This is a genomic window from Mediterraneibacter sp. ICN-202921 (assembly GCF_037890075.1).
Lineage (GTDB): Bacteria > Bacillota > Clostridia > Lachnospirales > Lachnospiraceae > Mediterraneibacter > Mediterraneibacter massiliensis.
Map to the genome: position 1 here is coordinate 1 of NZ_JBBKBE010000002.1, position 24,269 is coordinate 24,269.

The 24,269-nt window shown below is 46.5% G+C and carries 26 protein-coding genes, 1 tRNA gene and 1 riboswitch; of the genes, 11 read left to right on the top strand and 16 right to left on the bottom strand.

Annotated features, from left to right (window positions below):
* The 9 genes from WKT01_RS02015 to WKT01_RS02055 form a co-directional block, all read right to left on the bottom strand.
* A partial coding sequence (locus tag WKT01_RS02015) for a V-type ATP synthase subunit D (protein WP_340311368.1) occupies positions 1–616 on the bottom strand: 616 nt, incomplete at its 3' end.
* A 15-nt stretch (positions 617–631) separates the two neighbouring features.
* Complete coding sequence (locus WKT01_RS02020; protein WP_117973736.1) at positions 632–2,014, bottom strand: V-type ATP synthase subunit B; 1,383 nt, start codon at positions 2,012–2,014, stop codon at positions 632–634.
* 23 nt (positions 2,015–2,037) lie between these two features.
* Positions 2,038–3,804: a V-type ATP synthase subunit A gene (locus tag WKT01_RS02025; RefSeq protein WP_117973738.1), complete on the bottom strand. Its 1,767-nt coding sequence runs from the start codon at positions 3,802–3,804 to the stop codon at positions 2,038–2,040.
* Positions 3,797–4,384, bottom strand: a complete 588-nt coding sequence (locus tag WKT01_RS02030) for a V-type ATP synthase subunit E (RefSeq protein ID WP_270395385.1) — start codon at positions 4,382–4,384, stop codon at positions 3,797–3,799. The genes WKT01_RS02025 and WKT01_RS02030 overlap by 8 nt, the downstream gene beginning before the upstream one ends.
* 29 nt (positions 4,385–4,413) lie before the next feature.
* Positions 4,414–4,722 (bottom strand): V-type ATP synthase subunit F, encoded by a 309-nt coding sequence (locus tag WKT01_RS02035; protein ID WP_117973740.1) that lies wholly within the window; start codon positions 4,720–4,722, stop codon positions 4,414–4,416.
* 1 nt (position 4,723) lies between these two features.
* Positions 4,724–5,155 carry an ATP synthase subunit C gene (locus WKT01_RS02040; protein WP_059067529.1) on the bottom strand — a complete coding sequence of 144 codons (432 nt, stop codon included), beginning with the start codon at positions 5,153–5,155 and terminating at the stop codon, positions 4,724–4,726.
* A 12-nt stretch (positions 5,156–5,167) separates the two neighbouring features.
* Positions 5,168–7,105 carry a V-type ATP synthase subunit I gene (locus WKT01_RS02045; RefSeq protein ID WP_117973742.1) on the bottom strand — a complete coding sequence of 646 codons (1,938 nt, stop codon included), beginning with the start codon at positions 7,103–7,105 and terminating at the stop codon, positions 5,168–5,170.
* Entirely contained in the window at positions 7,102–8,148 is a 1,047-nt protein-coding gene (locus tag WKT01_RS02050) for a V0D/AC39 family V-type ATPase subunit (RefSeq protein WP_340311369.1), read from the bottom strand. Before WKT01_RS02050 ends, WKT01_RS02045 begins: the two co-directional genes overlap by 4 nt.
* 3 nt (positions 8,149–8,151) lie before the next feature.
* Positions 8,152–8,463, bottom strand: coding sequence for a hypothetical protein (locus tag WKT01_RS02055; protein ID WP_117973747.1), 312 nt, complete (start codon positions 8,461–8,463; stop codon positions 8,152–8,154).
* Between the two features lie 254 nt (positions 8,464–8,717).
* On the opposite strand from WKT01_RS02055, the gene trmB reads away from it, so the two are divergent.
* The 4 genes from trmB to WKT01_RS02075 all read left to right on the top strand — a co-directional run bounded on the left by trmB (position 8,718) and on the right by WKT01_RS02075 (position 11,300).
* The gene (gene trmB, locus WKT01_RS02060; RefSeq protein WP_117973748.1) at positions 8,718–9,368 is read left to right on the top strand and encodes a tRNA (guanosine(46)-N7)-methyltransferase TrmB; all 651 of its coding nucleotides are present in this window, start codon (positions 8,718–8,720) and stop codon (positions 9,366–9,368) included.
* A gap of 249 nt (positions 9,369–9,617) precedes the next feature.
* On the top strand, positions 9,618–9,965 hold the full coding sequence (locus WKT01_RS02065; protein WP_340311370.1) for a thioredoxin family protein: 348 nt from the start codon (positions 9,618–9,620) through the stop codon (positions 9,963–9,965).
* Between the two features lie 156 nt (positions 9,966–10,121).
* Positions 10,122–10,194 (top strand) — tRNA-Lys (locus tag WKT01_RS02070).
* Between the two features lie 359 nt (positions 10,195–10,553).
* On the top strand, positions 10,554–11,300 hold the full coding sequence (locus WKT01_RS02075; RefSeq protein WP_340311371.1) for an EFR1 family ferrodoxin: 747 nt from the start codon (positions 10,554–10,556) through the stop codon (positions 11,298–11,300).
* On the opposite strand, the gene WKT01_RS02080 is transcribed toward WKT01_RS02075, so the two are convergent.
* Positions 11,293–12,237 carry a carbohydrate kinase family protein gene (locus tag WKT01_RS02080; protein WP_059067541.1) on the bottom strand — a complete coding sequence of 315 codons (945 nt, stop codon included), beginning with the start codon at positions 12,235–12,237 and terminating at the stop codon, positions 11,293–11,295. The genes WKT01_RS02075 and WKT01_RS02080 overlap by 8 nt on opposite strands.
* 103 nt (positions 12,238–12,340) lie before the next feature.
* Positions 12,341–12,446, top strand: a riboswitch (TPP riboswitch).
* A 42-nt stretch (positions 12,447–12,488) separates the two neighbouring features.
* Between WKT01_RS02080 and WKT01_RS02085 the strand changes: the two genes are divergently transcribed.
* Positions 12,489–13,154, top strand: coding sequence for an energy-coupled thiamine transporter ThiT (locus WKT01_RS02085; protein WP_059067543.1), 666 nt, complete (start codon positions 12,489–12,491; stop codon positions 13,152–13,154).
* A gap of 31 nt (positions 13,155–13,185) precedes the next feature.
* Here the strand turns inward: WKT01_RS02085 and hypE are convergent, their stop codons facing one another.
* The 6 genes from hypE to hypA are packed head-to-tail and all read right to left on the bottom strand — an operon-like array spanning position 13,186 to position 18,900.
* Entirely contained in the window at positions 13,186–14,253 is a 1,068-nt protein-coding gene (gene hypE / locus WKT01_RS02090) for a hydrogenase expression/formation protein HypE (protein ID WP_340311372.1), read from the bottom strand.
* Positions 14,254–14,277: 24 nt separating this feature from the next.
* Positions 14,278–15,372, bottom strand: a complete 1,095-nt coding sequence (gene hypD, locus WKT01_RS02095; protein ID WP_059067548.1) for a hydrogenase formation protein HypD — start codon at positions 15,370–15,372, stop codon at positions 14,278–14,280.
* A complete protein-coding gene (locus WKT01_RS02100; protein WP_059067550.1) occupies positions 15,362–15,580 on the bottom strand; it encodes a HypC/HybG/HupF family hydrogenase formation chaperone in 219 nt (72 codons plus the stop codon). The genes hypD and WKT01_RS02100 overlap by 11 nt, the downstream gene beginning before the upstream one ends.
* The gene (hypF, locus tag WKT01_RS02105) at positions 15,571–17,898 is read right to left on the bottom strand and encodes a carbamoyltransferase HypF (RefSeq protein WP_340311373.1); all 2,328 of its coding nucleotides are present in this window, start codon (positions 17,896–17,898) and stop codon (positions 15,571–15,573) included. The genes WKT01_RS02100 and hypF overlap by 10 nt, the downstream gene beginning before the upstream one ends.
* A 5-nt stretch (positions 17,899–17,903) precedes the next feature.
* Entirely contained in the window at positions 17,904–18,557 is a 654-nt protein-coding gene (gene hypB, locus WKT01_RS02110; protein ID WP_340311374.1) for a hydrogenase nickel incorporation protein HypB, read from the bottom strand.
* Positions 18,517–18,900, bottom strand: a complete 384-nt coding sequence (gene hypA, locus WKT01_RS02115; RefSeq protein WP_340311375.1) for a hydrogenase maturation nickel metallochaperone HypA — start codon at positions 18,898–18,900, stop codon at positions 18,517–18,519. Before hypA ends, hypB begins: the two co-directional genes overlap by 41 nt.
* Positions 18,901–19,156: 256 nt before the next feature.
* On the opposite strand from hypA, the gene WKT01_RS02120 reads away from it, so the two are divergent.
* From WKT01_RS02120 to WKT01_RS02145, 6 genes are read left to right on the top strand one after another with little or no spacing between them, the layout of a single operon-like run.
* A complete protein-coding gene (locus WKT01_RS02120; protein WP_340311376.1) occupies positions 19,157–21,049 on the top strand; it encodes an NADH-quinone oxidoreductase subunit 5 family protein in 1,893 nt (630 codons plus the stop codon).
* Complete coding sequence (locus tag WKT01_RS02125; protein ID WP_059067559.1) at positions 21,046–21,909, top strand: respiratory chain complex I subunit 1 family protein; 864 nt, start codon at positions 21,046–21,048, stop codon at positions 21,907–21,909. Before WKT01_RS02120 ends, WKT01_RS02125 begins: the two co-directional genes overlap by 4 nt.
* Before the next feature lie 16 nt (positions 21,910–21,925).
* Positions 21,926–22,363, top strand: a complete 438-nt coding sequence (locus WKT01_RS02130) for an NADH-quinone oxidoreductase subunit B family protein (protein ID WP_059067560.1) — start codon at positions 21,926–21,928, stop codon at positions 22,361–22,363.
* A gap of 7 nt (positions 22,364–22,370) precedes the next feature.
* Positions 22,371–22,754, top strand: coding sequence for an NADH-quinone oxidoreductase subunit C (locus WKT01_RS02135; protein WP_117973768.1), 384 nt, complete (start codon positions 22,371–22,373; stop codon positions 22,752–22,754).
* 4 nt (positions 22,755–22,758) lie between these two features.
* The gene (locus tag WKT01_RS02140; RefSeq protein WP_117973770.1) at positions 22,759–23,838 is read left to right on the top strand and encodes a hydrogenase large subunit; all 1,080 of its coding nucleotides are present in this window, start codon (positions 22,759–22,761) and stop codon (positions 23,836–23,838) included.
* Between the two features lie 11 nt (positions 23,839–23,849).
* On the top strand, positions 23,850–24,209 hold the full coding sequence (locus WKT01_RS02145; protein ID WP_059067564.1) for a 4Fe-4S dicluster domain-containing protein: 360 nt from the start codon (positions 23,850–23,852) through the stop codon (positions 24,207–24,209).
* Positions 24,210–24,269: the final 60 nt, after the last annotated feature.

The window sequence follows — 24,269 nt, forward strand, 5'->3', positions numbered from 1 at the left end:
TTTTCATCTTCATTTTTTTGATCACTTTTAGTCTTGTGAATTCTTCTCTTTCTTTTTCTTCTAACGCATTCGTGATAGTATATACCAATTGAGAGTACATAGGGATCGTGATATTTTGCAATGCGTTGGCACGTTTTTGTGTTTTTTTGATATTAGAGGCTAGCCGATAGGCTGCGTTTTCTACCATGGAAAGTTTAACGGTCAGATCTTTTACCTTGCGGAAAGCTTCCCTGGCAGTATCAATGGACTCGTGCGTTGTTCCAAAGGAATATGTGGGTGTCTTGTCATCAGGAATATATTTTACATGGGGAATTTCGGTACCCATGATACTTCTTGTCTGGATCGTGATCGAATTTTCAATGGGGACGGTGTAGGCGAGCTGATCGACCATGCTGATCCCATGTTCGATATTGGCACGCTGCAGACAGCGATAGGCATACGTAAATGTATTGTCGATCTCGTCCTGTATATTGCGTGCTTCATCGATCAGATCCATCAGTTCCCGGATGAGAATGTTCCGTTTTTTGTCCATCAGATCATACCCTTGCTTTGCAAGAGCAAGAGAGTTCTTTGCCAGCATGAGATTTCCTTTTGTGGGAAAGGTGCGTGGATCCATACAGCTCCTCCTTTCTTATTCTTCCATAGGATGATAATATTTCTGCAGGATTTTTGTATCTACCCGGTCTAATTCTTCTTTAGGCAGACGTCCCAGAAGTTTCCATCCCAGATCCAGAGTCTCCTCCATACTGCGGTTTTCCTCAGACCCCTGTCCGATATAATGTTCTTCAAAATCTTTTCCAAATTCCAGATATTTCTTGTCGATCGGGGAGAGCTCATCTTCACCGATGACAGAGGCCAGATTTCTTGCGTCGCCCACCTTGGCATAGGCAGAAAAGAGCTGATTCGCCAGATCTTGATGGTCTTCTCTTGTATAGCCCTCTCCAATGCCGTCTTTCATCAGACGAGAAAGGGAAGGCAGGATGTTGATCGGCGGATAGACAGACTGCCCATGTAAAGGTCTGTCTAATACGATCTGTCCTTCTGTGATATATCCAGTCAGATCAGGGATTGGATGTGTGATATCGTCGTTGGGCATAGTAAGGATCGGAAGTTGTGTGACAGAGCCGTCCACCCCCTGTACGATACCGGCACGCTCATAGATGGTTGCCAGCTCACTATATAAATAACCGGGGAATCCTTTACGGCTTGGAATCTCTCCTTTGGAGGAAGAGACCTCGCGCATGGCCTCCGCAAAAGAAGTCATATCCGTCAGAATGACCAATATATGCATGTTCTGTTCAAAAGCAAGGTATTCGGCGACGGTCAGCGCCACTTTAGGCGTAATGAGACGTTCTACGACCGGATCGTTGGCGAGATTTAAAAACATGGCGACATGGTCTGCTACGCCGCTTTCTTCAAATGTATGCCGGAAAAAGTCTGCTACGTCATGTTTGACTCCCATGGCGGCGAACACGATGGCAAACTGTTCGTCAGAATTTTCTCCCAGAGAGGCCTGCTTGACGATCTGCGCCGCAAGCTGATCGTGGGGAAGTCCGTTTCCGGAGAAAATCGGAAGCTTCTGTCCACGTATCAAGGTCGTCAGTCCATCAATAGCGGAGATACCTGTGTGGATATAGTTTCTGGGGTATTCTCGTTTTACCGGATTGAGCGGCAGTCCGTTTACATCTCGTTTTACAGTAGAGAGCAGAGGTCCCAGATCATCAATGGGCTGCCCGATCCCGTTGAAAGTACGGCCCAGCATATCCGGGGAGAGCGCAATCTCCATTGGATGCCCTGTAAGGCGGGTATGTGTGTTTTTCAAAGACATATTTTCAGAGCCTTCAAATACCTGGATGACGGCCCGGTCTTCATATACTTCGACGATACGTCCAATCTTGCGTTCTGTACCGTCTACGACAAATTCCACGATCTCGTCAAAAAAGGCGTCCTGTACGCCCTCAAGAGCAATGAGAGGACCATTGATACTGCTCAAGCCTAAATATTCGATTGACATATGCTGTATTCCTCCCTTCTGATCTATGCATTTTTCTCAAGGACCCGCTGATAAAAGGCGTCGATGTCACGGCGGTATCCGGCGAATAATTCTGGTCTGTCATTTGGCACGTCGTATTTGATGGCAATGACACGGTCAAAGATATTTTCTGCCTTCAAAACAGACATCGGATGTCCCATTGTGACAAGGGCACGAGCCTGTTTGTATAAATATAAGATGGTGTCCATCATCAGATACTGCTTTTCCATGGAGACACAGGTATCGTCTTTGTGGAAAGCGTTCTGCTGCAGGAAACCAAGACGGATGACACGTGCGATCTCCAATACCAGTTTCTGATCGTCAGGCAGGACATCGCTGCCGATGAGCTTGACGATCTCTAAGAGACTGCTCTCCTGGTTTAAAAGCGCCATGAGGCGATTGCGGTAATCTACGAACTTGGGGGAGACATTGTCCTGATACCAGTGGCTTAAGTCGTTTAAGTATTCACTGTAGCTTGTCAGCCAGTGGATGGCAGGAAAGTGCCTGGAATAGGCAAGGCTCTTATCTAGTCCCCAGAAACAACGCACGAAACGCTTAGTATTTTGTGTCACAGGTTCAGAAAAATCACCGCCCTGCGGAGAAACTGCCCCGATGATTGTCACAGAGCCATCCGTTCCATTTAAATTATGCATCATGCCGGCTCTTTCATAAAACGCAGAGAGACGGGAAGCCAGATAGGCAGGGAAGCCTTCTTCGGCAGGCATTTCTTCCAGACGTCCAGAAAGCTCACGCAAGGCTTCTGCCCAGCGGGAGGTAGAGTCTGCCATGATCGCTACGTCATAACCCATATCCCGATAATATTCCGCCAGGGTAAGTCCCGTATAGATGCTTGCTTCACGGGCAGCTACCGGCATATTGGAAGTATTGGCGATCAGGGTCGTCCTGTCCATCAGAGGATTACCAGTGCGCGGGTCGGTAAGCTGACTGAATTCTTCCAGCACCTGCGTCATTTCGTTGCCACGTTCTCCGCAGCCGATATAGATGATGATGTCCGCGTCTGCCCATTTGGCGATCTGATGCTGTGTCATCGTCTTTCCTGTTCCGAAACCGCCAGGGATAGCAGCAGTGCCGCCTTTGGCGATCGGGAACATGGTGTCGATGATACGCTGTCCCGTGATCAGCGGGACAGAAGCAGGAAAACGGTGATGTGTAGGACGTGCGGTGCGGATCGGCCAATGCTGCGTCATGGAAAGTTCTTTTTTAGATCCGTCCTTTAATTCCAAAATAACCAACGTCTCTTCAATGGTATAGTCGCCATCGGGGACAACGGAATAAACAGTGCCTTCCGTATCCGGCGGAACCATACATTTATGCAGGATGGCGTGGGTTTCAGGCACCTCAGCGATAATATCGCCGCCGTGCAGGTACTGACCTTCTGTGACGGTCATATGCGCACGCCATCTTTTCTCTTTGTCCAGTGAATCTACGCTTACGCCGCGGGTGATAAACGCTCCCGCAGCTTCAGAAATACGCTCCAGCGGGCGTTCGATACCGTCAAAGATATTGTTCAGTATGCCGGGAGCGAGTGTTACGGAAACGGCGTTTCCGCTGGCGACGACTTCCTCACCGGGTTTCAGTCCGGTAGTTTCCTCATAGACCTGTATCGTCGTTCTGTCCTTATCCAGCGCGATAACCTCGCCGACCAACTTCTGACTGCCTACGTAGACCATTTCCGACATGCGAAAACCTGTATTTCCCTTCAGATAGATGACAGGTCCATTGATTCCATAAATGATTCCGGTTTTAAGCAATTCCGTCACCTCCTAAAAAGAGAAATGCGTCATATTCATTGCGCAGTTTTGTCTTAAAAGAATGATCGATCAAAATATTGCGCGCACGGATCACGGAGCGGACTCCGCCGATAAAATCCTCTGCGCTTATTGTCAGATGCAGTCCTGTCGCGTCCTCCAGATCGGAACGTTTTGTCTCATCAGAGGGATTGATATAGATAATGACAGGATCCTCGCCGGCAAAATTCTGGGCATGACGGATACATTTGATCAAATAATCCATATAACTTTCTGTCTTCATATAGTCATCGATCAGATTTTTGGCTTCCTCAAAGATCTTCTCTTTCAGGTCGAGCTGTATTTTTCCATACTGTCGTTTGATTTCCAATTGTGATTTGGCCATCGCCTGGTTTAACTGCTGGCGGGCGTTTGTCGTCTCGGCCTTGATGCGGGTCTGGGACTGGCGGATGGCTTCTTCTTTATGATCTTTTAATACTTTTTCCAGCGCCTCTTTGTAGGAGTCGATAATGGCATTGCCTTCACTTCTTGCCTGCTCCATAGAGGTGGCCTGTAAATGTGCGATTTTTTCTTCCAGAGTCAAGGGGGATCCCTCCTTTTGTTCAGAGCATTTTATAGTTTTAATCCGATCGCCTCGGTAATATAGGAGGTGATAAAGTCTTTTTTACGGCCGGTTCCGTGCCTGTCAGGGATTTCAACTAGGAGCGGGATCTTGCGTTCCAGACGGAATGTATCGATGATGTCGGGGAACTCGCGTCCGAATTTTTCAGTCAAAAGTACGATGCCGACAGTTTTGTCTGTCAGGACATCTTCCAGCGCTTTTCGGAGTTCTTCCCGCTCATGCACAACGACGCCGTCTACTCCTGCAAGTCTCATGCCTGTATAGGTATCGACATTATCACTGATCAAATACATTTTCATATTACAGGTTCCCCAGGATCATGAAGGAGATGATCAGTCCATAGAGGCAGACACCTTCTGCAAGACCTACGAAGATCAGGGATTTACCGAGTACAGAAGAGTCCTCACTGATTGCTCCTAATGCTGCGCTTGCTGCGCTTGCAACAGCAATACCGCCGCCGATACAGGATAAACCGGTAACCAGTGCGGCTGCGATATAGCCCATGCCTGTGGCGAAACCAGAGTCGGACGCAACGCCCTGGGCTGCCTGTACATCGCCTCCGAGCATCATGATGGAAGCCAGTGCAAAGGCACCAAAGAAGAAAAAGGCGTTGACTCCGATCGTACGTTTATAGCGTTTTTTGTTCTTTTCTCCGATCAGATAATATCCGAATGGGATGATGATACTTAAGATGAGAGCGATAATGAAGATGATTTTCGTTGTAATTGTCATGGTATGATCCTCCTATTTTTTATTTGTCTTTTTTGTATAAGGCTGAAATACTCTTCCGGTGCCCTTATAGAAGCGGCTGAACATTTCATAATATTCCAGACGCAGTACCTGGATGCCTACGATCAGCCCTTCCAGGCCGCATACGAATAAGTTCCCCAGTACGACGACGATCCAGTTAGGATTTCCTTCTTCCGCGCCGGCGAGCATAAGGACTACCTCCATGATGGCTGCGTGGCTGACGGCAAAGGCGCCGATACGGATGAAAGAAATGGTGTTGGAAAAATAACTTAATAAAGTTTCAAATAATTCAAAGAAACCTTCCACAATGAACATGGCTTTGCTTTCTTCCATTTTATCGGCCCGTTTTTGTATGATCCTTGCGAGCGGTTTCTTGAAAAAGATCAGCAGCAGTGGGACGCCAAACATGATTGCCATAACAATACCGGCAGGAAGGGGATGACCGGTCATAAACAGCGCGACCGTGGCGACCGCAGAGGCGTAAAACACAAAACCGGCGGCTCCATTCGCATCGAACCAGGCCCCCTCTACGTCATGACTTCTGATCGCATTGACAATATGGATGATCATGGAAACAAGGATGATCCCCATACCGAAAGCAACAGCTACGATAAATACAGTATTTAGTTTCCCCAGGAAAGGCAGGGTGGTCATATGGTCGATAGGCCGCAGCCACAACGCGGGCAGTACGTCTTCAAAACCGAAAATACTGCCGAACAGGAAACCGAAAATAGTGGAAAAAATACCGGCAGTTGCGATAATACCGGCCAGGGGTGCCTTCTTGAAGTAGAAGATCAGCCCGCCGCCGATCACAAGCAAAAGTCCTTGCCCTACGTCTCCGAACATAACGCCGAAGATAAAAGAGTAGGTCAGGCCTACAAATACGGTCGGATCCAGTTCGTTGGAAGCGGGAAGTCCGTACATCTGGATAAACATTTCAAAGGGCTTAAACAATTTAGGATTTTCCAGCTTTGTAGGCGGTTCCCCGAAATAGGTATCGTGATCGTCTTCTACGACGACAAATACTTTATCATCCTGTTTGATCTCTTCTAAAAATTTATCTACATCTTCTTCTGCCATCCAGCCGCATAGTATATAGTAATCTTCTTTTTTATCTTCTACACGGGCGGCAAGTTTTCGCACGTCGAAGTTGTTGGATAATTCCTCCAGGCGGTTTTTTGAGGCAACAAGCTGTGCTGCTCTCCCGGCAAGCATTTCTCCGGCGGTTTTATCTAAGTTTTCTGCTTCTAAGCGGATGTGGGCGATCTCACTGTCAAGAGACTGGTAAGCATTAGAGGGAGTCCCCTCGAATTCATCCGTTAGTTCAATACGCTCAAAGTGCAGAGAGCGGAATACGGCGTCCACTTTCTGGGCTTCTCCGGGAGAAACAAAATACGCTCCGTATACATAACTATCATCTCGTTCTCCTTCTACAAAAATCGCGCCTAAGTCGTCCATCAGATATTTGATCATTTTGTGGTAGTATTCCACAGCGATCCGGCCGAACCGATAGGAGATAAAACGGAAATTCAAGAGGCGATGCAGATCGCAGTCCAGTGGACGGAAAGGGGCGATCACCTGCTGCTTTGTACGAAGCTGTTCTATCTGTTTATTTAATTTTTCCTTTTTTTCCTGCAAAGACATGTAGTCTTCATTTGCCTGTCTTATGAGTTCAAACATATCGTTTAAGCCCAGAGAGCTGTCTGGCGTGACCTCGTCCGCATTGGGAAGAAGATCGACAAACTGGCTGGCTCTGTTGAGCGCGTCACGGTAAGGATTGATCTCCACAAAAGGGCGCAGATTGTCTACTGTCTTGAGCTCTGACAGTGCAGACTCCAGCTGGATCTCGTATCTGGAAAGATAGAGATCCGTTACGCGGTCTATATCAGCGCGCGGACCGGATATATTGATGAATTTCATTTTGACGATCATTGTATTCTACCTCCCACATATGCCAACGTTTCACCTGGGGACAAACTGTAGCGTATACATTCCATGGCGGTGGTCAGCTTATTTAGTTCTTCTTCTTTTAAGAAGAGATAGGTATTAATGGCAGCGATAGAGTAAGGATTTCTACGCCGGTCTATCAAATATAGACGATGAAGACATTCGTTATACATCTGCTCGATCGTAAGATTCTGTTTGAAATTATAATGCCTGGCATAAGAAGTTTTCTCCAATACCTGCATGAATTCTTCCAAAGAAGCTGTTTCAACGAGCTCTTTCATTTGAGCGACATGTATTTTGTACTGGATTGGGATCAGCATTAAATAAATATCTGCGGGCTGTATCTGGTAATATTTTTTTGCCCGGTATATCCATTGCAGATTTAACAAATCTATTTTCGAACCGCAGTCCTTTGTAAATAATTCTAAGTCGGCCTTTTTCAGTACTTTTTTTCGTTCTTTCCAGAGAGTGGAAAAATAGTACAGATCCAATGTTAATTCATAATCAAACAGGGAAATATGCTGGGATTCCTGTATTTTTTTCAAGGGAGCATAGTACTCTGTATCTTTAAGGTTTTCGATCAGTTCGTCCGTTGTGCGGGATGTGATCAATTTTTCAATAGAGATCTGTGAGTAGTGGTCAAAAAAGTTCTTCTTATAAAGTAGATCAAAAGGCTGCCGGTAATGATTGATGACGATCCGCAAACAGTAATTGATCAGATCGATCTCATAACGTTTCAGATAAAGTTTTAAAAAGCGACGCTGCGTCTGCCCGCAGAAACGATAGATCTTACTGTAATCGTGATAGAGTGACTGAACCAGGACTTTTTCAATATTGCCTCGGTGGAGTTTATCATCATCCAGCGCGCTCAAAACTTCGGCATAAGCGGAATGTTCCTTAAGATAAGAGACTACTTCAAGGACATTGCCAAGATTGGCGATTTCCTCAAATTGAGCCGGCGTTAAAAGCTTGGCCTCCATTGCTCGGATCTTTGTTACAATACCGCTGTAAGCTAATATATTTCCCATAGGCTACACCTCGGTAACTTTTTTTAATATTTCCTGTGCATATAAGGTATGCTTTTCTTCATATTCTTTTTGCAAAAGTTCGATAGCAGAACTGCTCGCACCGCTTTGAGACTCCAAAAGGCGGTTGGTATTCTTTTCCAGTTCAGAACGAATCTTATCTATCTGCGTTTGTGTCTTTGCTTCCAGCTGGGTATCAAAGGCTCGTCGCTTCTCGTCATACTCTTTGTCCAGAACCTCTTTTTGCGCTTCGGCATGTTCTACAATAGCGGAAGCAGTTTTTTCTATTTCCGTCAATTTGTTTACAATAGAGTCCATAACACCCCTCCTATTTGTTGAAAAATACTAATTGAATACTAATCTATTTTATCATACACCTTTTCTGAAAAAATGCAAGTTAAGGAAGTGTCAATTTTTTCAAAAAAGAACGCAAAAAAGAATGTGATATTTTTATGAAACCCCTTTGACCTTGCATGGGGGCTGTGCTATGTTATGATATAGGAAAAAATATATAAGATGAGTATTGGAAAAAGAGGGAAGTTTTTATACATAGTATAGTAAGGAGGCAGCATATGAGATTACGCAATATTCCCAGAGCAGAAGGAATGATCAGACTGCACAGGGCAGTGATACAAAGACCGGAAGCGCAGAAAGGCAGCTGGAGACAAGTATTTGGAAATAAGAATCCTATTTATATAGAAATCGGAATGGGCAAAGGGCAGTTTATTCTGGAGATGGCAAGACAACACCCGGAAGTGAATTTTGTCGGGATCGAAAGATATTCCAGCGTGCTTCTGCGGGCTATTGAAAAATTCGATACAGAAGAGTTTCAGTCGTTGGAAAATATCCGTTTTATCTGTATGGATGCAAGGAATGTGGAGGATGTGTTTGCGCCGCAAGAGGTTGAAAAGATCTATCTGAACTTTTCAGATCCATGGCCAAAGGCAAGACACGCGAAACGAAGGCTTACTTCTGTAGAATTTCTGAGAAGATATGAAGGAATCCTTGCAGACAAAGGTGAGGTAGAATTTAAGACAGACAATACACAGTTATTTAATTTTTCTTTGGAACAGGTCAAAGAAGCAGAATGGCTTCTGGTCAGGTATACGTATGACTTACATCATAATGAAGAAATGAACCAGGGAAATGTGATGACAGAATATGAAGAAAAATTTTCTGCGAAAGGGAATCCGATCAATAAACTGATCGCAATGAAGAAATAGACGCTGCAAGTTTCACATTTGCATACTTTATTCATATAGTAATATATATCAGTACCCGCATGAAGGGAGAGAAAATGCTGTGAGATGGAAGAAGAGCTGGAAGATCTGTATGCGGGAGAAAATGTATCGTATGCCGGGAATCAACAGGCGGCTGATGTGTATAAGATGTTCCTTTGATGAAGTGTACCGAATTTTAAATACCGGTTTTTGTCATGGGGAGGAAAAAGAAAAAAGATGTAGGTGAATAAAGTGAATGATAAGTTCCAAAGGAAAGAAAAGACAAAGATTCGGGTCACACAGGAGAATTACAGTCTTGAGGTACTGTCATCCGATCTGCCTGTCCTGGTGGAATTTTATGCATCCTGGTGTGGGAAATGCGCCATGATGCAGGCGATCGTGGAGCAGATCACGGAACAATATAAGGGTATCATAAAGGTATGCCAGATTGACATTGATGAGTCGCCGGCGATCGTATCACAGTTTGAGGTGACGGTAGTTCCCACTTTCGTGCTTTTTGTAGAAGGGAAACCAGTGGCAGCTGCCAGTGGAGTGATCGGGAAAGATAGAGTGGAAACGATGATAGAGGACTATAAATGAAAAGCAGAATTTCTGTGCTGGGATAGAAAACCTGGCACAGAGATGAAGAAAAAGGTCAAAAACCGGAAAAAATTGAAAAAACCTCTTGCAATACTGAAAAAACTGTTATATAATAACCCTTGCGTTATGAAAATAACAGATAAAATATTGCAGGACGCGCGATTAGCTCAGTTGGTAGAGCACCTGACTCTTAATCAGGGTGTCCAGGGTTCGAACCCCTGATCGCGCACTTAGAAATCACTGTTTTTGCGGACGTTGTGAGCCGCGGGGACGGTGGTTTTTTTGTGTGTTTTGCTTTTGGAGTTTGTTTTTAGCAGTGTTGGCGTACTGGGATAGTTGACTTTTTATTGTGGCGTATATTTGGAACTGTTATAATAGAGACGTGAAGAAAACGGTAAATTCAAATTTGACGAAGGAAGAATCGGAATTGATGGAGGTAAATAATTTGAAAAGATTGACAGCAATGATAGTTTTACCGCTTTTATACTAACTCTTATGCAGAAGATGGAATGGTAGTAGTACGAATTGGAAATGAATGGATAGAGTTCAAAGTGAAATAAATATCTGAATTTGAAGGAGGGATAGAAAATGGTCTTGTATTTTTCAGGCACTGGGAACAGTGCGTATATTGCAGAGAGGATCGCACAGGCTTTGGAAGAAGAAATCTGCTCCTTAAACCAGAAGATCAAAGAGCACAGACTTTTCGCAGGTCCGACACAAAAACGGATGATTTTTGTACTTCCCACATATGCCTGGCGTATACCAAAGGTGGTGGAGGAGTGGATTCTAAAATCCAGATTTACGGGAAAACCGGACGTATATTTCGTAATGAATTGCGGTTCCGAGATTGGAAGTGCCGCGAAGTATATAAGACGGCTGTGTAAAGAGAAAGACTTTTGCTATAAAGGGTGTGCGCAGATCATCATGCCAGAAAATTATCTTGCTATGTTTCAGGTCCCCAAGGAGGAAGAGGCTAAAGCAATCATAGAGAAAGCAGAACCCAAAATAGAAAAAGTCATACAGCAGATCGCCGCAGGAGAAGCGCTGGAAGAAGAGAAGGAAGGGTTTTTGGGCGCTTTCTTGAGCGGCCCGGTCAATGCAGTATTTTATCCGGCGGTCGTTCATGCGAAGAAATTCTGGGCAGACGATCAGTGTATCGGCTGCCGCAGGTGTGCAGACGCCTGCCCATTGAACAATATTACGATGGAGGAGCAAAGACCGCAGTGGCATGCTATGTGCACACACTGTATGGCATGCATCACGGTCTGCCCTGTAAAGGCTATTGAATATGGAAGAAAAAGTGCAGGAAAGCCACGGTACCGCTGTCCTATGTAAGAAAGTTTTCTACTTGGTCTCGATCTTGTACACCGGAAGTGGCGCCTACTGATTGTATGCAAAGGGCAGCACAGGCAGAAGCGAAAGTGAGCGCCTGCTTGAAGTCTTTGCCCCGGAGGATGGAAGAGAGGAAACCGGCGGCAAAATTATCTCCGGCTCCTGTACTGTCTGCGACATGTACGGGAAATGCTGGCAGAGTGAAAGAAGCCGCTGCATTTTTGGCGAAACAGCCGTTCTCGCCGGCTTTGATGATGACATTTTTTACACCATAGTTTAAAAAGACATCTGCCATAGCTGTATAGTCTTTTTCCTGTGTATAAAATGCGGCTTCGCTTTCATTGGGAAAGATATAATCTATGTAAGGCAGTGCAGCTTTAAGATCTGTGAGGGAAAGCGGAGAATGCAGGGGCAGTTTGGTATCTGCCGCTACGATAGCGCCGGCTGCCTTGGCGGTCCGGCAAATGGAGGCAATCGTTTCCGGCCGGGTAAGAGGCGGGCGGAAAAGGCTGGCAAGGCAGACAAGCCGCGCATCTTGGAATAATGTGGGCGGTATATGCAGGAAATCATCTAGGCGGGAAACCGCATTGATGGATTTTCGGTTTCCGTCTGTATTGACCAATAAGGGGGAAACAGGAGTAGGTACGTTATTGCTGTGCAGGATGGAATCGGTCAATATACCGTTATCCGCAAGCAGTTCATGCAGAGTTTTTCCGGCAAGGTCGTTTCCAAGGACGCAGACTGTGCGTACAGTATGTCCGAGGCGTGAGAAGATAACAGATTCGTTGAAGGCATCTCCGCCGGGAGAAAGGGTGACAGAGTCTGCGGTCTGCACACGTGTATTTTCGGAAGCCGCATTCCAGCCTTTGATGATACAATCCATGAGGACCTGGCCGATACACAGGATTTCGGGTGCTTGAAAAGATTCTGCTGATTTCATCTTTTTCTCCTTTTTAAAAATCTTGTATAGGATAACCGAAAAAAGAGCCGCGCTTGACTTTTCTCGGTATTCTGTTTAAAATATAGAATCGAAATAATATAAAAATGATGACAAGGGGAGCTTGTGTTGCAGGCTGAGAGGAAGTTTTAAGCTTCGACCCGTAACCTGATTTGGATAATGCCAACGTAGGGATATACATATGTGGTTTTTTAAGCCCTCCTTGTTTTCAGAAAAAAGCAAGGAGGATTTTTATGTTAAATTTTTTAGTCAATGCAGAGGGAGGACTGACTACTGCCGGCTATGCAGTGAGTATAATCGCAGGGATCGTACTGTTTATCGCAGCGTTGTTTTTCGCCGGAAAAAGCGCAGGGAAAAAGAAGATGTCGGCAAAACAGCTTGTCTTTTGCGCAATGGCGATCGCGCTGGCATTTCTGACGTCCTATCTTAAGGTATTTCAGCTTCCATGGGGCGGAAGCGTCACTTTATGCAGCATGTTGTTCATTGTCCTCGTAGGCAACTGGTATGGAGTGAAAACGGGTGTTTTGGTGGGACTTGCCTATGGACTTCTGCAATTTTTACAAGAACCGTACGTCTTATCCTTTTTCCAGGTATGCTGCGATTATATACTTGCCTTTGCGGCTCTTGGTGTGGCAGGTTTCTTCGCAAAGAGCAGTCATGGGCTGGTGAAAGGCTATATTGCCGGCGTGCTGGCAAGAGGCGCATTCCATGCGCTGGGCGGATATTTATACTGGATGAGTTACATGCCGGATACATTCCCGCAGTCTTTGAAGAGTATTTATCCGATCGTTTATAACTACAGCTACCTTTTGGCAGAAGGGATCCTGACGGTCATTCTTCTGTCTGTTCCGGCCGTGTCGAAGGGACTGCAGCGTATCCGTCAGATGGCACTGGAATAAGTCTCTGCGGATATTCCGGAAGAAAAAAATGTCAACAGATCCTGGGAAGCTGCTGTCCGCTGAGTTTGGCAAGGATCCTTTTGCCTCCAATCTTTGTTTTTAAGAGCACATGACCGGGCATATCTTCTGTAACCGTTCCGATCACTGCCGCATGTTCACCGCCGGACACTTCTTTTAGAGCGTTCAGGACAGGCGCGCATGCTTCCGGAGCGGTCACAAGAAGCATCCTGCCTTCACAGGCACAGTAGAGTGGGTCCAGTCCCAGCAGATCACAGGCTGCTTCCACAGGCGCGTCTACAGGGACGGCATCTTCTTCTATCTCGATGGAAAAAGGCATGTTCTCCGTAAATTCATTTAAGGCCGTTGCGATTCCGCCTCTGGTAGGATCCCGCATGATGCGGATGCCGGAGCAGGCGGGAGAACTGTTCGGGAGAGCTGTCTGTGTTTTTTCTGCCGCATGGATGGCAGCTTCTGTTAGGAGATGGAGACATTGACAGTCGGAACGTAAGGAAGATGTTTGGGCATCTTGTAAAGAGAGCAGTCCGGAACGTGCCATCATAACAGCAGCGCCATGGCAGCCTGCGCTGCCGCTTAAGATGACCGTGTCTCCTTTACGGATACCGGATTTCCCGGGGAAATGGGCGCGCAGAAAGCCAATGCCGGCTGTATTGATGTAGATACCGTCCCCTTTGCCCGCTTCTACCACTTTTGTATCGCCTGTTGTGATGAGTACTCCTGCCTGTCGGGCCTCTTCTGCAATCGTGTCTACGATCATTTTGAAATCCCGGAAGGAAAAACCCTCTTCCAGAATAAAAGAGAGACTTAAATATTGGGGGAGTCCTCCCGCCATACATACGTCATTTACTGTGCCGCATACACATAAATTTCCAATATTGCCTCCGGGGAATTTCCACGGAGAGACAACGAAACTGTCAGTGGAAAAGACAAAAGAATTTTCCCCCCTCCTATCTTTTAACAGGGCACCGTCTCCTAACTGGGAAAGGATGGGATTTTTAAAAGCAGGAAGCAGGATAGAATCGATCAGTTCTGCGGTCTTGCCGCCTCCGCTTCCATAATCTAATGTGATAATATCTTCCATATCTGTATACCTCCATAGAATCGATCAAACTTCATACTGATAAGCTGCCGCACAGGCGCCTTCCGAAGAAACCATGCAAGGGCCGATGGGATGGGCAGGGGAGCAGACCGTCTTAAAAAGCGGACAATCCAGGGGTGAGGCTACGCCTCGGATTACTTGCGCACAGCGGCAGCCGGGGTGTTCTGCATTGGAAGAAGGCCTGAAGTGAAACTTCTCCCAGGCATCCCACTGACGATACTGATCTCTTAGAGTATACCCACTGTCCACAATCGTTCCAAGACCGCGCCAGGTACTTTCGCAGGTCTGAAATACAGCGTTTATATATTCTTGCGCGAGAGGATTTCCTTCCGGGCGTACGAGACGTGTATAGGTATTTACCAGAGCGGGTCTGTGCACGGCGAGCATATGTGTCAGTTCCAGGATAGAATACAGAAGGTCAGCCGCGTCAAATCCACTCACAACAGCAGGAAGATGAAATTCTCGGGGAAGGAAAGCAAATGCGTCAGAACCTGTGACAGCAGCCACATGACCGGGGCATAAAAAACCGTCTACGGCGAAATCTTCTGCCGTGATCAGGGAGCGCAGCGCCGGCTCTGTCTTTTTCAAAAGACTGAGCACAGAGAAATTTTTCACTTGTTCTTCTGCGGCTTTTAAAATACAGGCAGCAGTACCGGGAGCGGTGGTCTCAAAACCGACACCTAAAAACAGAACATCCAGCTGGGGATATGCATAGGACAATTCCAGGGCATCCATGGGAGAATATACCATCTCGACATGTGCGCCTTTGGCCTTTTTTAAGAGGAGATTTTCCTCGGGATCCGTGCCTGGGACACGCAGGAGGTCTCCATAGCTGGCGATCAGAATATGCGGATCCTCCGCAAGAGAAAGGATCGAGTCTATGACATTTGCCGGCGTGACGCATACCGGACAGCCGGGGCCGGAGAGCAGGCGGATGGAGGAAGGCAGGATACTTTTTATGCCTGTACGTGCGATCGACATGGTGTGTGTGCCGCAGATCTCCATTAGTCTGATGCTGCCGGTCTTTTCAGTCAGTTCCTCTACCCGTGCAAGGATCTGCTGCGTTTTTTGCGGAGATTTGAATTCCTTTTCATAGAGCATCGTAAATATCCTCCAGAAATTGTAGATTTTCGCGCGCTTCCGGTTCCGACATTTTCTGTATGGCAAATCCGGCATGCACCATGACATAGTCTCCGGGAGACGCGTTTTGGATAAAATCTATGCGGATTGTCTGGGAAAGTCCTTTTGCCTCACAGACAGCAGACATTCCTTCAATCGTTTTGATCTTCATAGGGATTGCTAAACACATATTATTTCCTCCTTTTTGCTGGCCGCAACCGCCAGTTGTCCAAGACAAATGCCCTCATCATTGGGAGACACATGTCTGTGAGTATAAACGGTAAATCCATTTTGTTCTAAGAGTTCTGTCACTGTGCAGAGAAGAAAGCGATTTTGAAATACACCGCCGGACAGAACCACAGGGAGCCTTTGCGGATTTAGAACAAGGCATTGCTCAAGCGCCATCCGGCAGAGGGTATACATGAAACGAAAGGCAATGAGCCCCTTGTCTGTTTTTTCTTCCAGATCTTTGTATAAAGTCTGGATAAGAGGACGGGTATCAAAGATGCGCAGTCCATTTTTATTATAAAATTCGATCGGATAACACATTTCCGAAAGAGCAGTGGCGCGCATATGCTTAGAAGCCAGATATACGTCTGGGCTTTCATAAGGAGAGAGGGCCTCTGTCAAAGCTGCGGCTTCTCCTTCATAATCGGCTTTAACCTTTTGCAAGAGCAAGGAGCCGACCCCGTCAAAGAGCCGCCCCATACTGGTGGCCCGCAGACAAAGACCAGAGTCGATGAGTCGGGACAAAGCGGTCGTTTTTGCCGAAGAAAGTGGGATATAAGATGTATCTTGTATACCTGCGTCCAAAAGAAGTCCCAGGGCGATACGAGCAATCTCCTGTGTCGCACGGTCGCCGCCGGGGAGCGGAACCGGGCGGATGGTACCGATCCTTTGAAAAGCGGAAAAATCTCCTTTCATAAATTCTGCGCCCCAGATGGAATCGTCATCTCCCAGCCCCATACCGTCCCAGATGATGCCAAAGCAAGGTGCATGCAGATGATTATCTGCCATGCAGGAGGCCATATGCGCCCAGTGATGCTGTACTTGCAGCAGAGGAAGCTGTTCTTTCTCAGACAGCCGGAAAGCTTCCTGTGTAGATAGATAATCGGGATGTAGATCACAAACGAGAAGAGCGGGCTTCAGGCGGAACAAACGACGGAAAGTATGAAGCGTCTCACGGTAATGGGAAAGCGTTTCTGCATTTTTGAGGTCACCGATATGGGGGCTGCAAAAAACATATTTCTCCTTTCCCAGTGCAAAAGAAGCTTTTTGTTCCGCCCCCAGTGCAAAAATACCGTCTGCGTCCTGCCTCGATAAAAAAGGCTGTGGGGTAAAACCACGGCTGCGGCGGAAGAAATAAGGGTTTCCTTTCCATTCCATGACAAGAGAATCGTCACAACGGTTTCGGATCGGCCGGTCATGCAGCAGGTACCCGTCTGCAATACCAGACAGTCCACAGAGTGCTTCCTCGTTAGTAAGCATAACAGGACAGCCGGGGAGATTGGCGCTTGTCATGACGAGGGAGTCAGGGCCTCCATACATGCCATCCAGGAGAAGAATATGGAGAGGCGTATAAGGAAGCATGATACCCAGCCGGGAGGTGGAACTGATCGTTTTCATAAGGGCCGGCTGCTTTTTGCGCAGCAATAGGATGGGGCGCTGTATGCCGGTCAGAAGCCTTTCTTCAGCATCATTTAGAATACAGAATTCCCTGGCAGTATCTATGGAGCGGCACATCAGTGCCAATGGTTTAGATGCACGGTGTTTCCGCTGACGGAGACGCTGTACTGCGTCTTCATTGCGGGCGTCACAGGCCAGGTGAAAGCCGCCCAGTCCTTTGACGGCCAGAATCTTTCCTTCCCGGAGCGCTTCCTGCGCAGCCTGGAAGGGATCAGAAGAAAGCCGACGGTGCGTACTGTCCATATAGAAAACGTGAGGCCCGCACGCAGGGCAGCAGTCAGGCTGTGCATGATACCGACGGTTTTGTATAGTCGTATATTCGTTTTCACAGTCTGCACACATGGAAAATGTCTGCATGGAGGTACGGATCCTGTCATAGGGAATGTCATCTATGATCGTATATCGAGGACCGCAATTGGTACAATTGATGAATGGATAGCGGTATCTGCGGTCAGAAGGGGTATACAGCTCTTTTTCACATTCCGGACAAGTACAAATATCCGGAGAGAGCAGCGTAAAACCGTCGTCTGTACGGCTCTCTCTGATAGAGAAATCTGGATACCCGACAAAAAGACCTTCCTCTGTCACGCGGATTTCTTCAAGACGGGAAAGAGGCGGCGGGGAAGTCTGCAGTTCTCTAAGAAAACAGTCGATATTCCCGGCACTGCCTTCTAACTCTCCCTCCACTCCCTGCAGGGTATTCTGTACCCATCCCTGCAGACTGTATCGGGACGCCAGCCTGTGCAAGAAGGGACGGAAACCGACGCCCTGGACGATACCCGTTATATGTAGTTTGACGTGTTGTTGCTTTTGATTCTCCATTGGCCTTATTTTGCTTTTTTTATTTGATCAGAAATAAAATGTACAAGTTCATCCAGTCCATCTCCGTTCCGGCTGCTGACACAAAAGAGAGGAGCGTCAGGATTGAGCGTCCGGTAATTGGAAGATACACGGGACATATCAAAATCAAAATAAGGAAGCATATCCGATTTATTAAGTACAAGACAATTGGTGTCCGTAAACATCAGCGGATATTTCTCTACTTTGTCATCTCCCTCCGGTATACTAAGCAGAGTGATCCGCAGAGATTCGCCGATATTGAATTCGGCCGGACATACCAGATTCCCTATATTTTCTACAAAGATCACATCCAGGTCATCCAACGGAAGACTAGGGAGGATATGTTGGATACTCATTGCCTCGATGTGGCAGGCTCCGTCTGTGTTCAGCTGTACAGCAGGAACTCCGAGAGCAGCGATACGTTCTGCGTCGATCTGTCCTGCTATGTCTCCTTCGATGACGCCGATCTTCCATGTATCCTTTAATCTGCGGATCAGGGCAGTGATCAGGCTGGTCTTTCCGGTACCGGGACTGCCCATGATATTGATCATGCAGATATGGTGCGTATGTAAAATCTCTTTGACTTCCTGACTGACATCTTCATTCCATTCCATGATCTGATGTAAGACTTTGATTTCCATCTATGTCTACCTCCAAACTGTCAATATAAAATTCTTTTCCTGATAAAATCTGCAGATGCAGACCTTTACAGTGGGGACAAAAAAGCTGGCGGGAGGAGATCTCACTGTTTCTGCCGCAGTCCTTACAGCAGACCTTTAAAGGCAGGATCTCAGCCTGCACCTGCATACCTTCTGCAATGGTGCCCTCAGAAAGCAGATCTAAGTACACCTGTATGCACTCCGGCACGATTCCCTTAAGCGCGCCGATACAAAGCCGGACAGAGCGTATTTTTACAGCATTTTGTTCAGCAGCTTTCGTGATGCAGTATTCGAGCAGATGTTCGGTGATGCTTAGTTCGTGCATGAGAGACGCCCTCCTGTGATTTAATCATTCCTATTTTAGCACATTTGTCAATGGGTGGAGAATGGAAATTGAGGAAACCATGAAAAATATGCAAAAAAGTGTAAAAATTCTCATGATATCTATTGTAAAATTTGCAAATAAGTACTATAACAGAAATGTATGTTTTGGGATGATGTGAAATAGTCTGAAAATGACAGACTAAATATATACCCAAAATAGAATCTGAGTGAAATAGAGAATGGAGGGAGGTTGGATTATGACATTAGTTCCAGTTTTGATGGGAGTTCCGGCAGTGCTTGCGGTTCTGATGGCATGTATCCGCCAGAAAAAAGTACGGGATATAGCAGTATATATAGGCGCAGGGCTTATTATGCTTCTTACCGTGGCGTTTATTGTGCAGTGGCAGCAGGCAGGGGCAGGTACGATCCTTTTGTATACATCCACAGAAATGGTGGATACATGGATGATGGCAGGGGAGATATTCCTGATGTGCCTGATTGTATATTTAAGCATAAAATATAAAAAGGTGCTGCCGATCATCCTGTCGGTTTCACAGACGGCTCTGATGTTTTATATCGAACATACGACAGAATTTGCCGAAGGGGCACATATGAGTGTGGACAGGCTGAGTATATTGATGTGTATCATCATTGCGTTTATCGGCGGTTTTATCTGTATTTATACGGTTGGTTACATGAAAGGGTATCACACACACCATAAAGAGGTAGAAGACAGGCAGCCCTTCTTTTTTGCTATGTTGTTTTTATTTTTGGCAGCCATGTTTGGGCTTGTACTTGCGCAGAATCTGATCTGGATGTACTTTTTCTGGGAGATCACGAGTGTGGTTTCCTTCTTGATGATCGGCTACACGCGGTCAGAAGAAGCGGTGCATAATAGTTTTATGGCGCTGTGGATGAACTTGTTAGGCGGCTTTGGCTTTGCGGCGGCGATCGCTTATATGGCAGTGACGGGCGGCTCCGTACAGTTGACAGATGTGATCGCTTCAGGGGCGGAAATACCACTGCTTTTCCTTGCGCTTGCAGGACTTACCAAATCCGCGCAGCTTCCGTTTTCTTCCTGGCTTCTTGGAGCGATGGTGGCGCCGACTCCGTCCAGTGCTCTTTTGCATAGTGCGACTATGGTAAAGGCAGGCGTGTATCTGTTAATACGCCTCGCCCCGGCGCTGCACGGCAATCTGGTTGGAATGGTCGTATCCAGCATCGGCGGTTTTACCTTTATAGCGGCCAGTGCTATGGCGATCGCACAGAATGACGGGAAAAAGGTCCTTGCCTTTTCTACGGTGTCTAACCTGGGACTGATCGTAGGATGTGCCGGGATCGGAGTGGAAGAAACGGTCTGGGGAGCAGTATTCCTTATGCTCTTCCATTCTGTCAGCAAATCCATGCTTTTCCAGTCTGTGGGGGCGACGGAAAATAGTCTGGGATCCAGAGATATTGAGGATATGCATGGACTGATCATAAAGATACCGAAACTTGCGTATATCATGGGAATCGGAATTGCCGGTATGTATCTGGCGCCTTTTGGCATGCTGATCTCGAAATGGGTGGCGCTGAAAGCATTTGTCGATTCAGGCAATGTCCTTCTTGTGATCTTTATTGCCTATGGCAGTGCGATGACGATGTTTTACTGGACAAAATGGCTGGCAAAGCTTTTATGCCAGCATGTACCTAGGGAAGGGATAAAGGATGTGACACGCAAAGACGAGTATGCGTCCATGTTCTTTCATGCGGCGAGTATGCTCCTGCTTTGCCTTTTACTTCCGTTTATTGCCATGATATTGGTGAATCCGATCGTGGAGGAATTATTTGGACAGACGAAGGAGGTTCTCTCTATGAGTGTGCTGACGACAATGGCAGTGATGCTGATTTCGGTGCTGATCGTGCCGACAGTGATGTTTTTTATCAGCCGTGCGTCACACAGACGGCTTGTGCCCATTTATATGAATGGGATCAATGAAGGGGACAACCGATACTTTACAAATAGTCTTGGAGAAAGAGAACATCTATATTTGAGCAACTGGTATCTGCGGTTTGAATTTGGCCGGAGACATCTGCGGCTGCCGTCTATATTGGTGGCTCTTACTATTTTGATCCTTGGATTCTGTCTTGTGATAGGAGGTGCCATATGATCAGTATAATCTCTGTTATATGTTATCTGCTGCTGGCTCCTTTTGCCGGATGTCTGCTGGATGGAGTAGATCGTATCCTCACTGCGCGTATGCAGGGCAGAAAAGGCCCGCGGCTTTTGCAGCCATTTTATGATATTGGGAAATTATTTTCGAAACAGATGATAGCGGTAAATAATGTGCAGCTTCTCTTGAACTTAAGTTATCTGGTGATCCTTATGATCGCAGGGGCGATGCTCTTTGCAGGAGCGGATATTTTGATGGTACTCTTTATTTTGAGTACTGCGGATATGTTCTTGATCATGGCGGCTTCCAGTGATTCTTCTCCCTATGCGAATATGGGCGCCAGCAGGGAAATGCTGCAGATGATGGCGTATGAGCCTCTGACACTGCTTGTGGCGGTAGGTTTTTATCTTTCTGTGGGGACGTTCCATGTAGGAACGATCGTGCAGGCACCGCACAGCGCGGTTCTTTGGATGCCGGGACTTCTGTTTGGCTTTATGTTTACGGCGGCGTTAAAATTCAGAAAATCTCCTTTTGATCTCTCTACCAGCCATCATGCCCATCAGGAGATGGTCAAGGGAATCACGACGGAGATGTCGGGAGCAACGCTGGCGATCATGAATATTGCGGAATATTATGAAAAGATCCTTCTGCTTGGTATTTTCTTTTTGTTTTTTGTAAATAGAGAATGGTGGAGCTGGATCGTGGCGATTTTTGCCTGTGGGATCGTCTATTTTCTGGAGATCGTATGGGATAATATAAGTGCTAGACTGAAATGGAAAACGGTACTGACAAGCTGCTGGGTAGTGACGCTGGTCGCCGGCGGTACCAATATATTGATCTTGATGTTGATCCGATAGCGGGAGGAAGAAAGTTATGAAAAAAATATCAAAATCGCCTTGGCTGCTGCACTATGATGCCAGCAGCTGCAATGGATGTGATATAGAAGTATTGGATTGTCTGACTCCGAAATATGATGTAGAGCGGTTTGGGATCATTAATACGGGAGATCCTTTCCAGGCAGATATTCTGCTGATCACTGGAGGGGTGAACAGTCAGACGGAGAAGGTCGTCTCTCAGCTGTACAGTCAGATGCCGGATCCGAAAGTAGTGGTAGCAGTAGGAATCTGTGCCTGTACAGGAGGCGTGTTTAAAGAATGTTATAATATCAAAGGCGGGATCGACACTGTGATCCCTGTAGATGTATACGTGCCCGGCTGTGCCGCAAGACCGGAATCGATCATAGACGGAGTCATAAAAGCGGTGGCGATACTGGATGAAAAGCGCGCCAAAATGATAGCAAAGAAGGGGTGATACGCCAATGGAAGACAAAAATCAGACGAAAGAAAAAAGCTGCATAGAAGAAAAAAGCCGGATAGAAGAAATTACCTTGCAGGAATTTTTCCCTGCTGTGGTAGATATGAAAACAAAAGATTGGAGGCTTGTACAACTATGTGCCGTATCTGTGGAAGGCGGTTATGAGATGAGTTACTCTTTCTGCAAAGACTATGAGATGATCACGCTTCGGCTTGTGATCAAAGAGGAAGAAAGAATATCTAGTATCACACAGATCTACCCTTGTGCGTTTCTGCAGGAAAATGAGGCCGCGGAATTGTTTGGAGTAAAGATAGAAAATATCAGCCCGGATTACCAAGACCGTCTGTACCGTATAGATAAAACAACACCATTTAAGAAAGAGGAGTAAAGATATGGCAAAGAGAAGTATCATACCTTTTGGTCCGCAGCATCCTGTACTGCCGGAGCCGGTACATTTGGACCTTGTGTTGGAGGATGAAACAGTAGTGGAGGCGATACCAAGTATCGGCTTTATCCACAGAGGATTGGAAAAATTAGTAGAAAAAAGAGATTTTAAACAATATGTATATATAGCAGAGAGAGTGTGCGGTATCTGCAGCTGCGGGCATGGAATAGGATACTGTGAGTCAGTCGAGAAGGTAATGGGACTGGAAATTCCGAGGAGAGCCGATTATCTGCGAACGATCTGGATGGAGATGAGTCGTATACACAGTCATCTGCTTTGGTTGGGGCTTCTGGCAGATGCCATGGGCTTTGAAAGCCTATTTATGGAAAGTTGGAGGCTTAGGGAAAAAATCCTGGATATGTTTGACGCTACTGCGGGCGGCAGAGTGATCCTGTCCGTAAACTGTGTAGGAGGCGTCTTAAAAGATATGGACAGCACTATGCTGCAGGCAGTGCTGGATACGATCCAGGAACTGGAGAAAGAGTTAAAGCCGGTTCTTCATACATTTATGAAGGATTATACGGTATTAAGCCGTTTGAAAGATACGGGTATTCTTACCAAGGAACAGGCTGTCTCCCTAGGAGCAGTAGGACCTACCCTGCGGGCAAGCGGGGAAGCGTATGACGCCCGTCTGTTGGGGTATGCAGCCTATAACGATCTATCGGTGGAGCCGATCACGGAACAGGACGGAGACTGCTATGCCCGCTGTGTGGTGCGCTTAAAAGAACTTTTACAGTCTTTTTCTCTTATTCGGGAGGCAATCGGGAAAATACCGCATGGGCCGATCAACATACCGGTGAAAGGAAACCCGGACGGAGAATTCTTTATGCGGATAGAACAGCCCAGAGGAGAGGCAATCTATTATGTGAAAGGAAGCGGGAAGAAGAACCTGGACCGTTTCCGTCTGCGTACACCTACGACGAGTAATATCCCTCCTATGGTGGAGATGCTCAAAGGTTGTCAGCTAGCAGATGTGCCGCTTTTGATCTTGACGATTGATCCGTGTATCAGCTGTACGGAGAGATAGGAGGAAAGGATATGGAAAAGGTAAAAGCTTTTGCATTTGTGGGGACAGTACTCAAAAACCTGTTTAGAAAGCCGGCAACGACAAAATATCCTTTTGAGCCGGCTCAATATCCGGAGCGTATGCGTGGTCATGTGGAGATAGACATGCAGAACTGTATCACATGTGGACTGTGCATGCGGGCATGCCCTTCGCAGGCTATCCGGGTAGACCGCAAGGCAGGAACATGGGAAATTAGCCGTTTTGACTGTGTGCAGTGTGAAAACTGTGTCAATATGTGCCCCAAAAAATGTCTGACCATGGAAATAGGGTATACACAGCCGGATGTGGAAAAAACAAAGGAACAATTCATAAAACCGATAGAAGAACCTTGATTTATTGCGATTCTGCACAAAAATAGAAGCACAGAATTATGGGAATCTACAAAAAAGATT

What these genes read in the sequence shown, in the direction of transcription:
- hypA (WP_340311375.1), bottom strand. Translation starts at nt 18,900, where the DNA reads ATGCACGAACTAAGCATCACCGAACATCTGCTCGAATACTGCATCACG.
- WKT01_RS02140 (WP_117973770.1), top strand. Translation starts at nt 22,759, where the DNA reads ATGGCAAAGAGAAGTATCATACCTTTTGGTCCGCAGCATCCTGTACTG.
- WKT01_RS02080 (WP_059067541.1), bottom strand. Translation starts at nt 12,237, where the DNA reads ATGAAATCAGCAGAATCTTTTCAAGCACCCGAAATCCTGTGTATCGGC.
- hypE (WP_340311372.1), bottom strand. Translation starts at nt 14,253, where the DNA reads ATGGAAGATATTATCACATTAGATTATGGAAGCGGAGGCGGCAAGACC.
- WKT01_RS02050 (WP_340311369.1), bottom strand. Translation starts at nt 8,148, where the DNA reads ATGGGAAATATATTAGCTTACAGCGGTATTGTAACAAAGATCCGAGCA.
- hypF (WP_340311373.1), bottom strand. Translation starts at nt 17,898, where the DNA reads ATGGAGAATCAAAAGCAACAACACGTCAAACTACATATAACGGGTATC.
- trmB (WP_117973748.1), top strand. Translation starts at nt 8,718, where the DNA reads ATGAGATTACGCAATATTCCCAGAGCAGAAGGAATGATCAGACTGCAC.
- WKT01_RS02120 (WP_340311376.1), top strand. Translation starts at nt 19,157, where the DNA reads ATGACATTAGTTCCAGTTTTGATGGGAGTTCCGGCAGTGCTTGCGGTT.
- WKT01_RS02130 (WP_059067560.1), top strand. Translation starts at nt 21,926, where the DNA reads ATGAAAAAAATATCAAAATCGCCTTGGCTGCTGCACTATGATGCCAGC.
- WKT01_RS02020 (WP_117973736.1), bottom strand. Translation starts at nt 2,014, where the DNA reads ATGTCAATCGAATATTTAGGCTTGAGCAGTATCAATGGTCCTCTCATT.
- WKT01_RS02045 (WP_117973742.1), bottom strand. Translation starts at nt 7,105, where the DNA reads ATGATCGTCAAAATGAAATTCATCAATATATCCGGTCCGCGCGCTGAT.
- hypB (WP_340311374.1), bottom strand. Translation starts at nt 18,557, where the DNA reads ATGGAAATCAAAGTCTTACATCAGATCATGGAATGGAATGAAGATGTC.
- WKT01_RS02145 (WP_059067564.1), top strand. Translation starts at nt 23,850, where the DNA reads ATGGAAAAGGTAAAAGCTTTTGCATTTGTGGGGACAGTACTCAAAAAC.
- WKT01_RS02100 (WP_059067550.1), bottom strand. Translation starts at nt 15,580, where the DNA reads ATGTGTTTAGCAATCCCTATGAAGATCAAAACGATTGAAGGAATGTCT.
- WKT01_RS02125 (WP_059067559.1), top strand. Translation starts at nt 21,046, where the DNA reads ATGATCAGTATAATCTCTGTTATATGTTATCTGCTGCTGGCTCCTTTT.
- hypD (WP_059067548.1), bottom strand. Translation starts at nt 15,372, where the DNA reads ATGCTCTATGAAAAGGAATTCAAATCTCCGCAAAAAACGCAGCAGATC.
- WKT01_RS02035 (WP_117973740.1), bottom strand. Translation starts at nt 4,722, where the DNA reads ATGAAAATGTATTTGATCAGTGATAATGTCGATACCTATACAGGCATG.
- WKT01_RS02040 (WP_059067529.1), bottom strand. Translation starts at nt 5,155, where the DNA reads ATGACAATTACAACGAAAATCATCTTCATTATCGCTCTCATCTTAAGT.
- WKT01_RS02075 (WP_340311371.1), top strand. Translation starts at nt 10,554, where the DNA reads ATGGTCTTGTATTTTTCAGGCACTGGGAACAGTGCGTATATTGCAGAG.
- WKT01_RS02135 (WP_117973768.1), top strand. Translation starts at nt 22,371, where the DNA reads ATGGAAGACAAAAATCAGACGAAAGAAAAAAGCTGCATAGAAGAAAAA.
- WKT01_RS02055 (WP_117973747.1), bottom strand. Translation starts at nt 8,463, where the DNA reads ATGGACTCTATTGTAAACAAATTGACGGAAATAGAAAAAACTGCTTCC.
- WKT01_RS02085 (WP_059067543.1), top strand. Translation starts at nt 12,489, where the DNA reads ATGTTAAATTTTTTAGTCAATGCAGAGGGAGGACTGACTACTGCCGGC.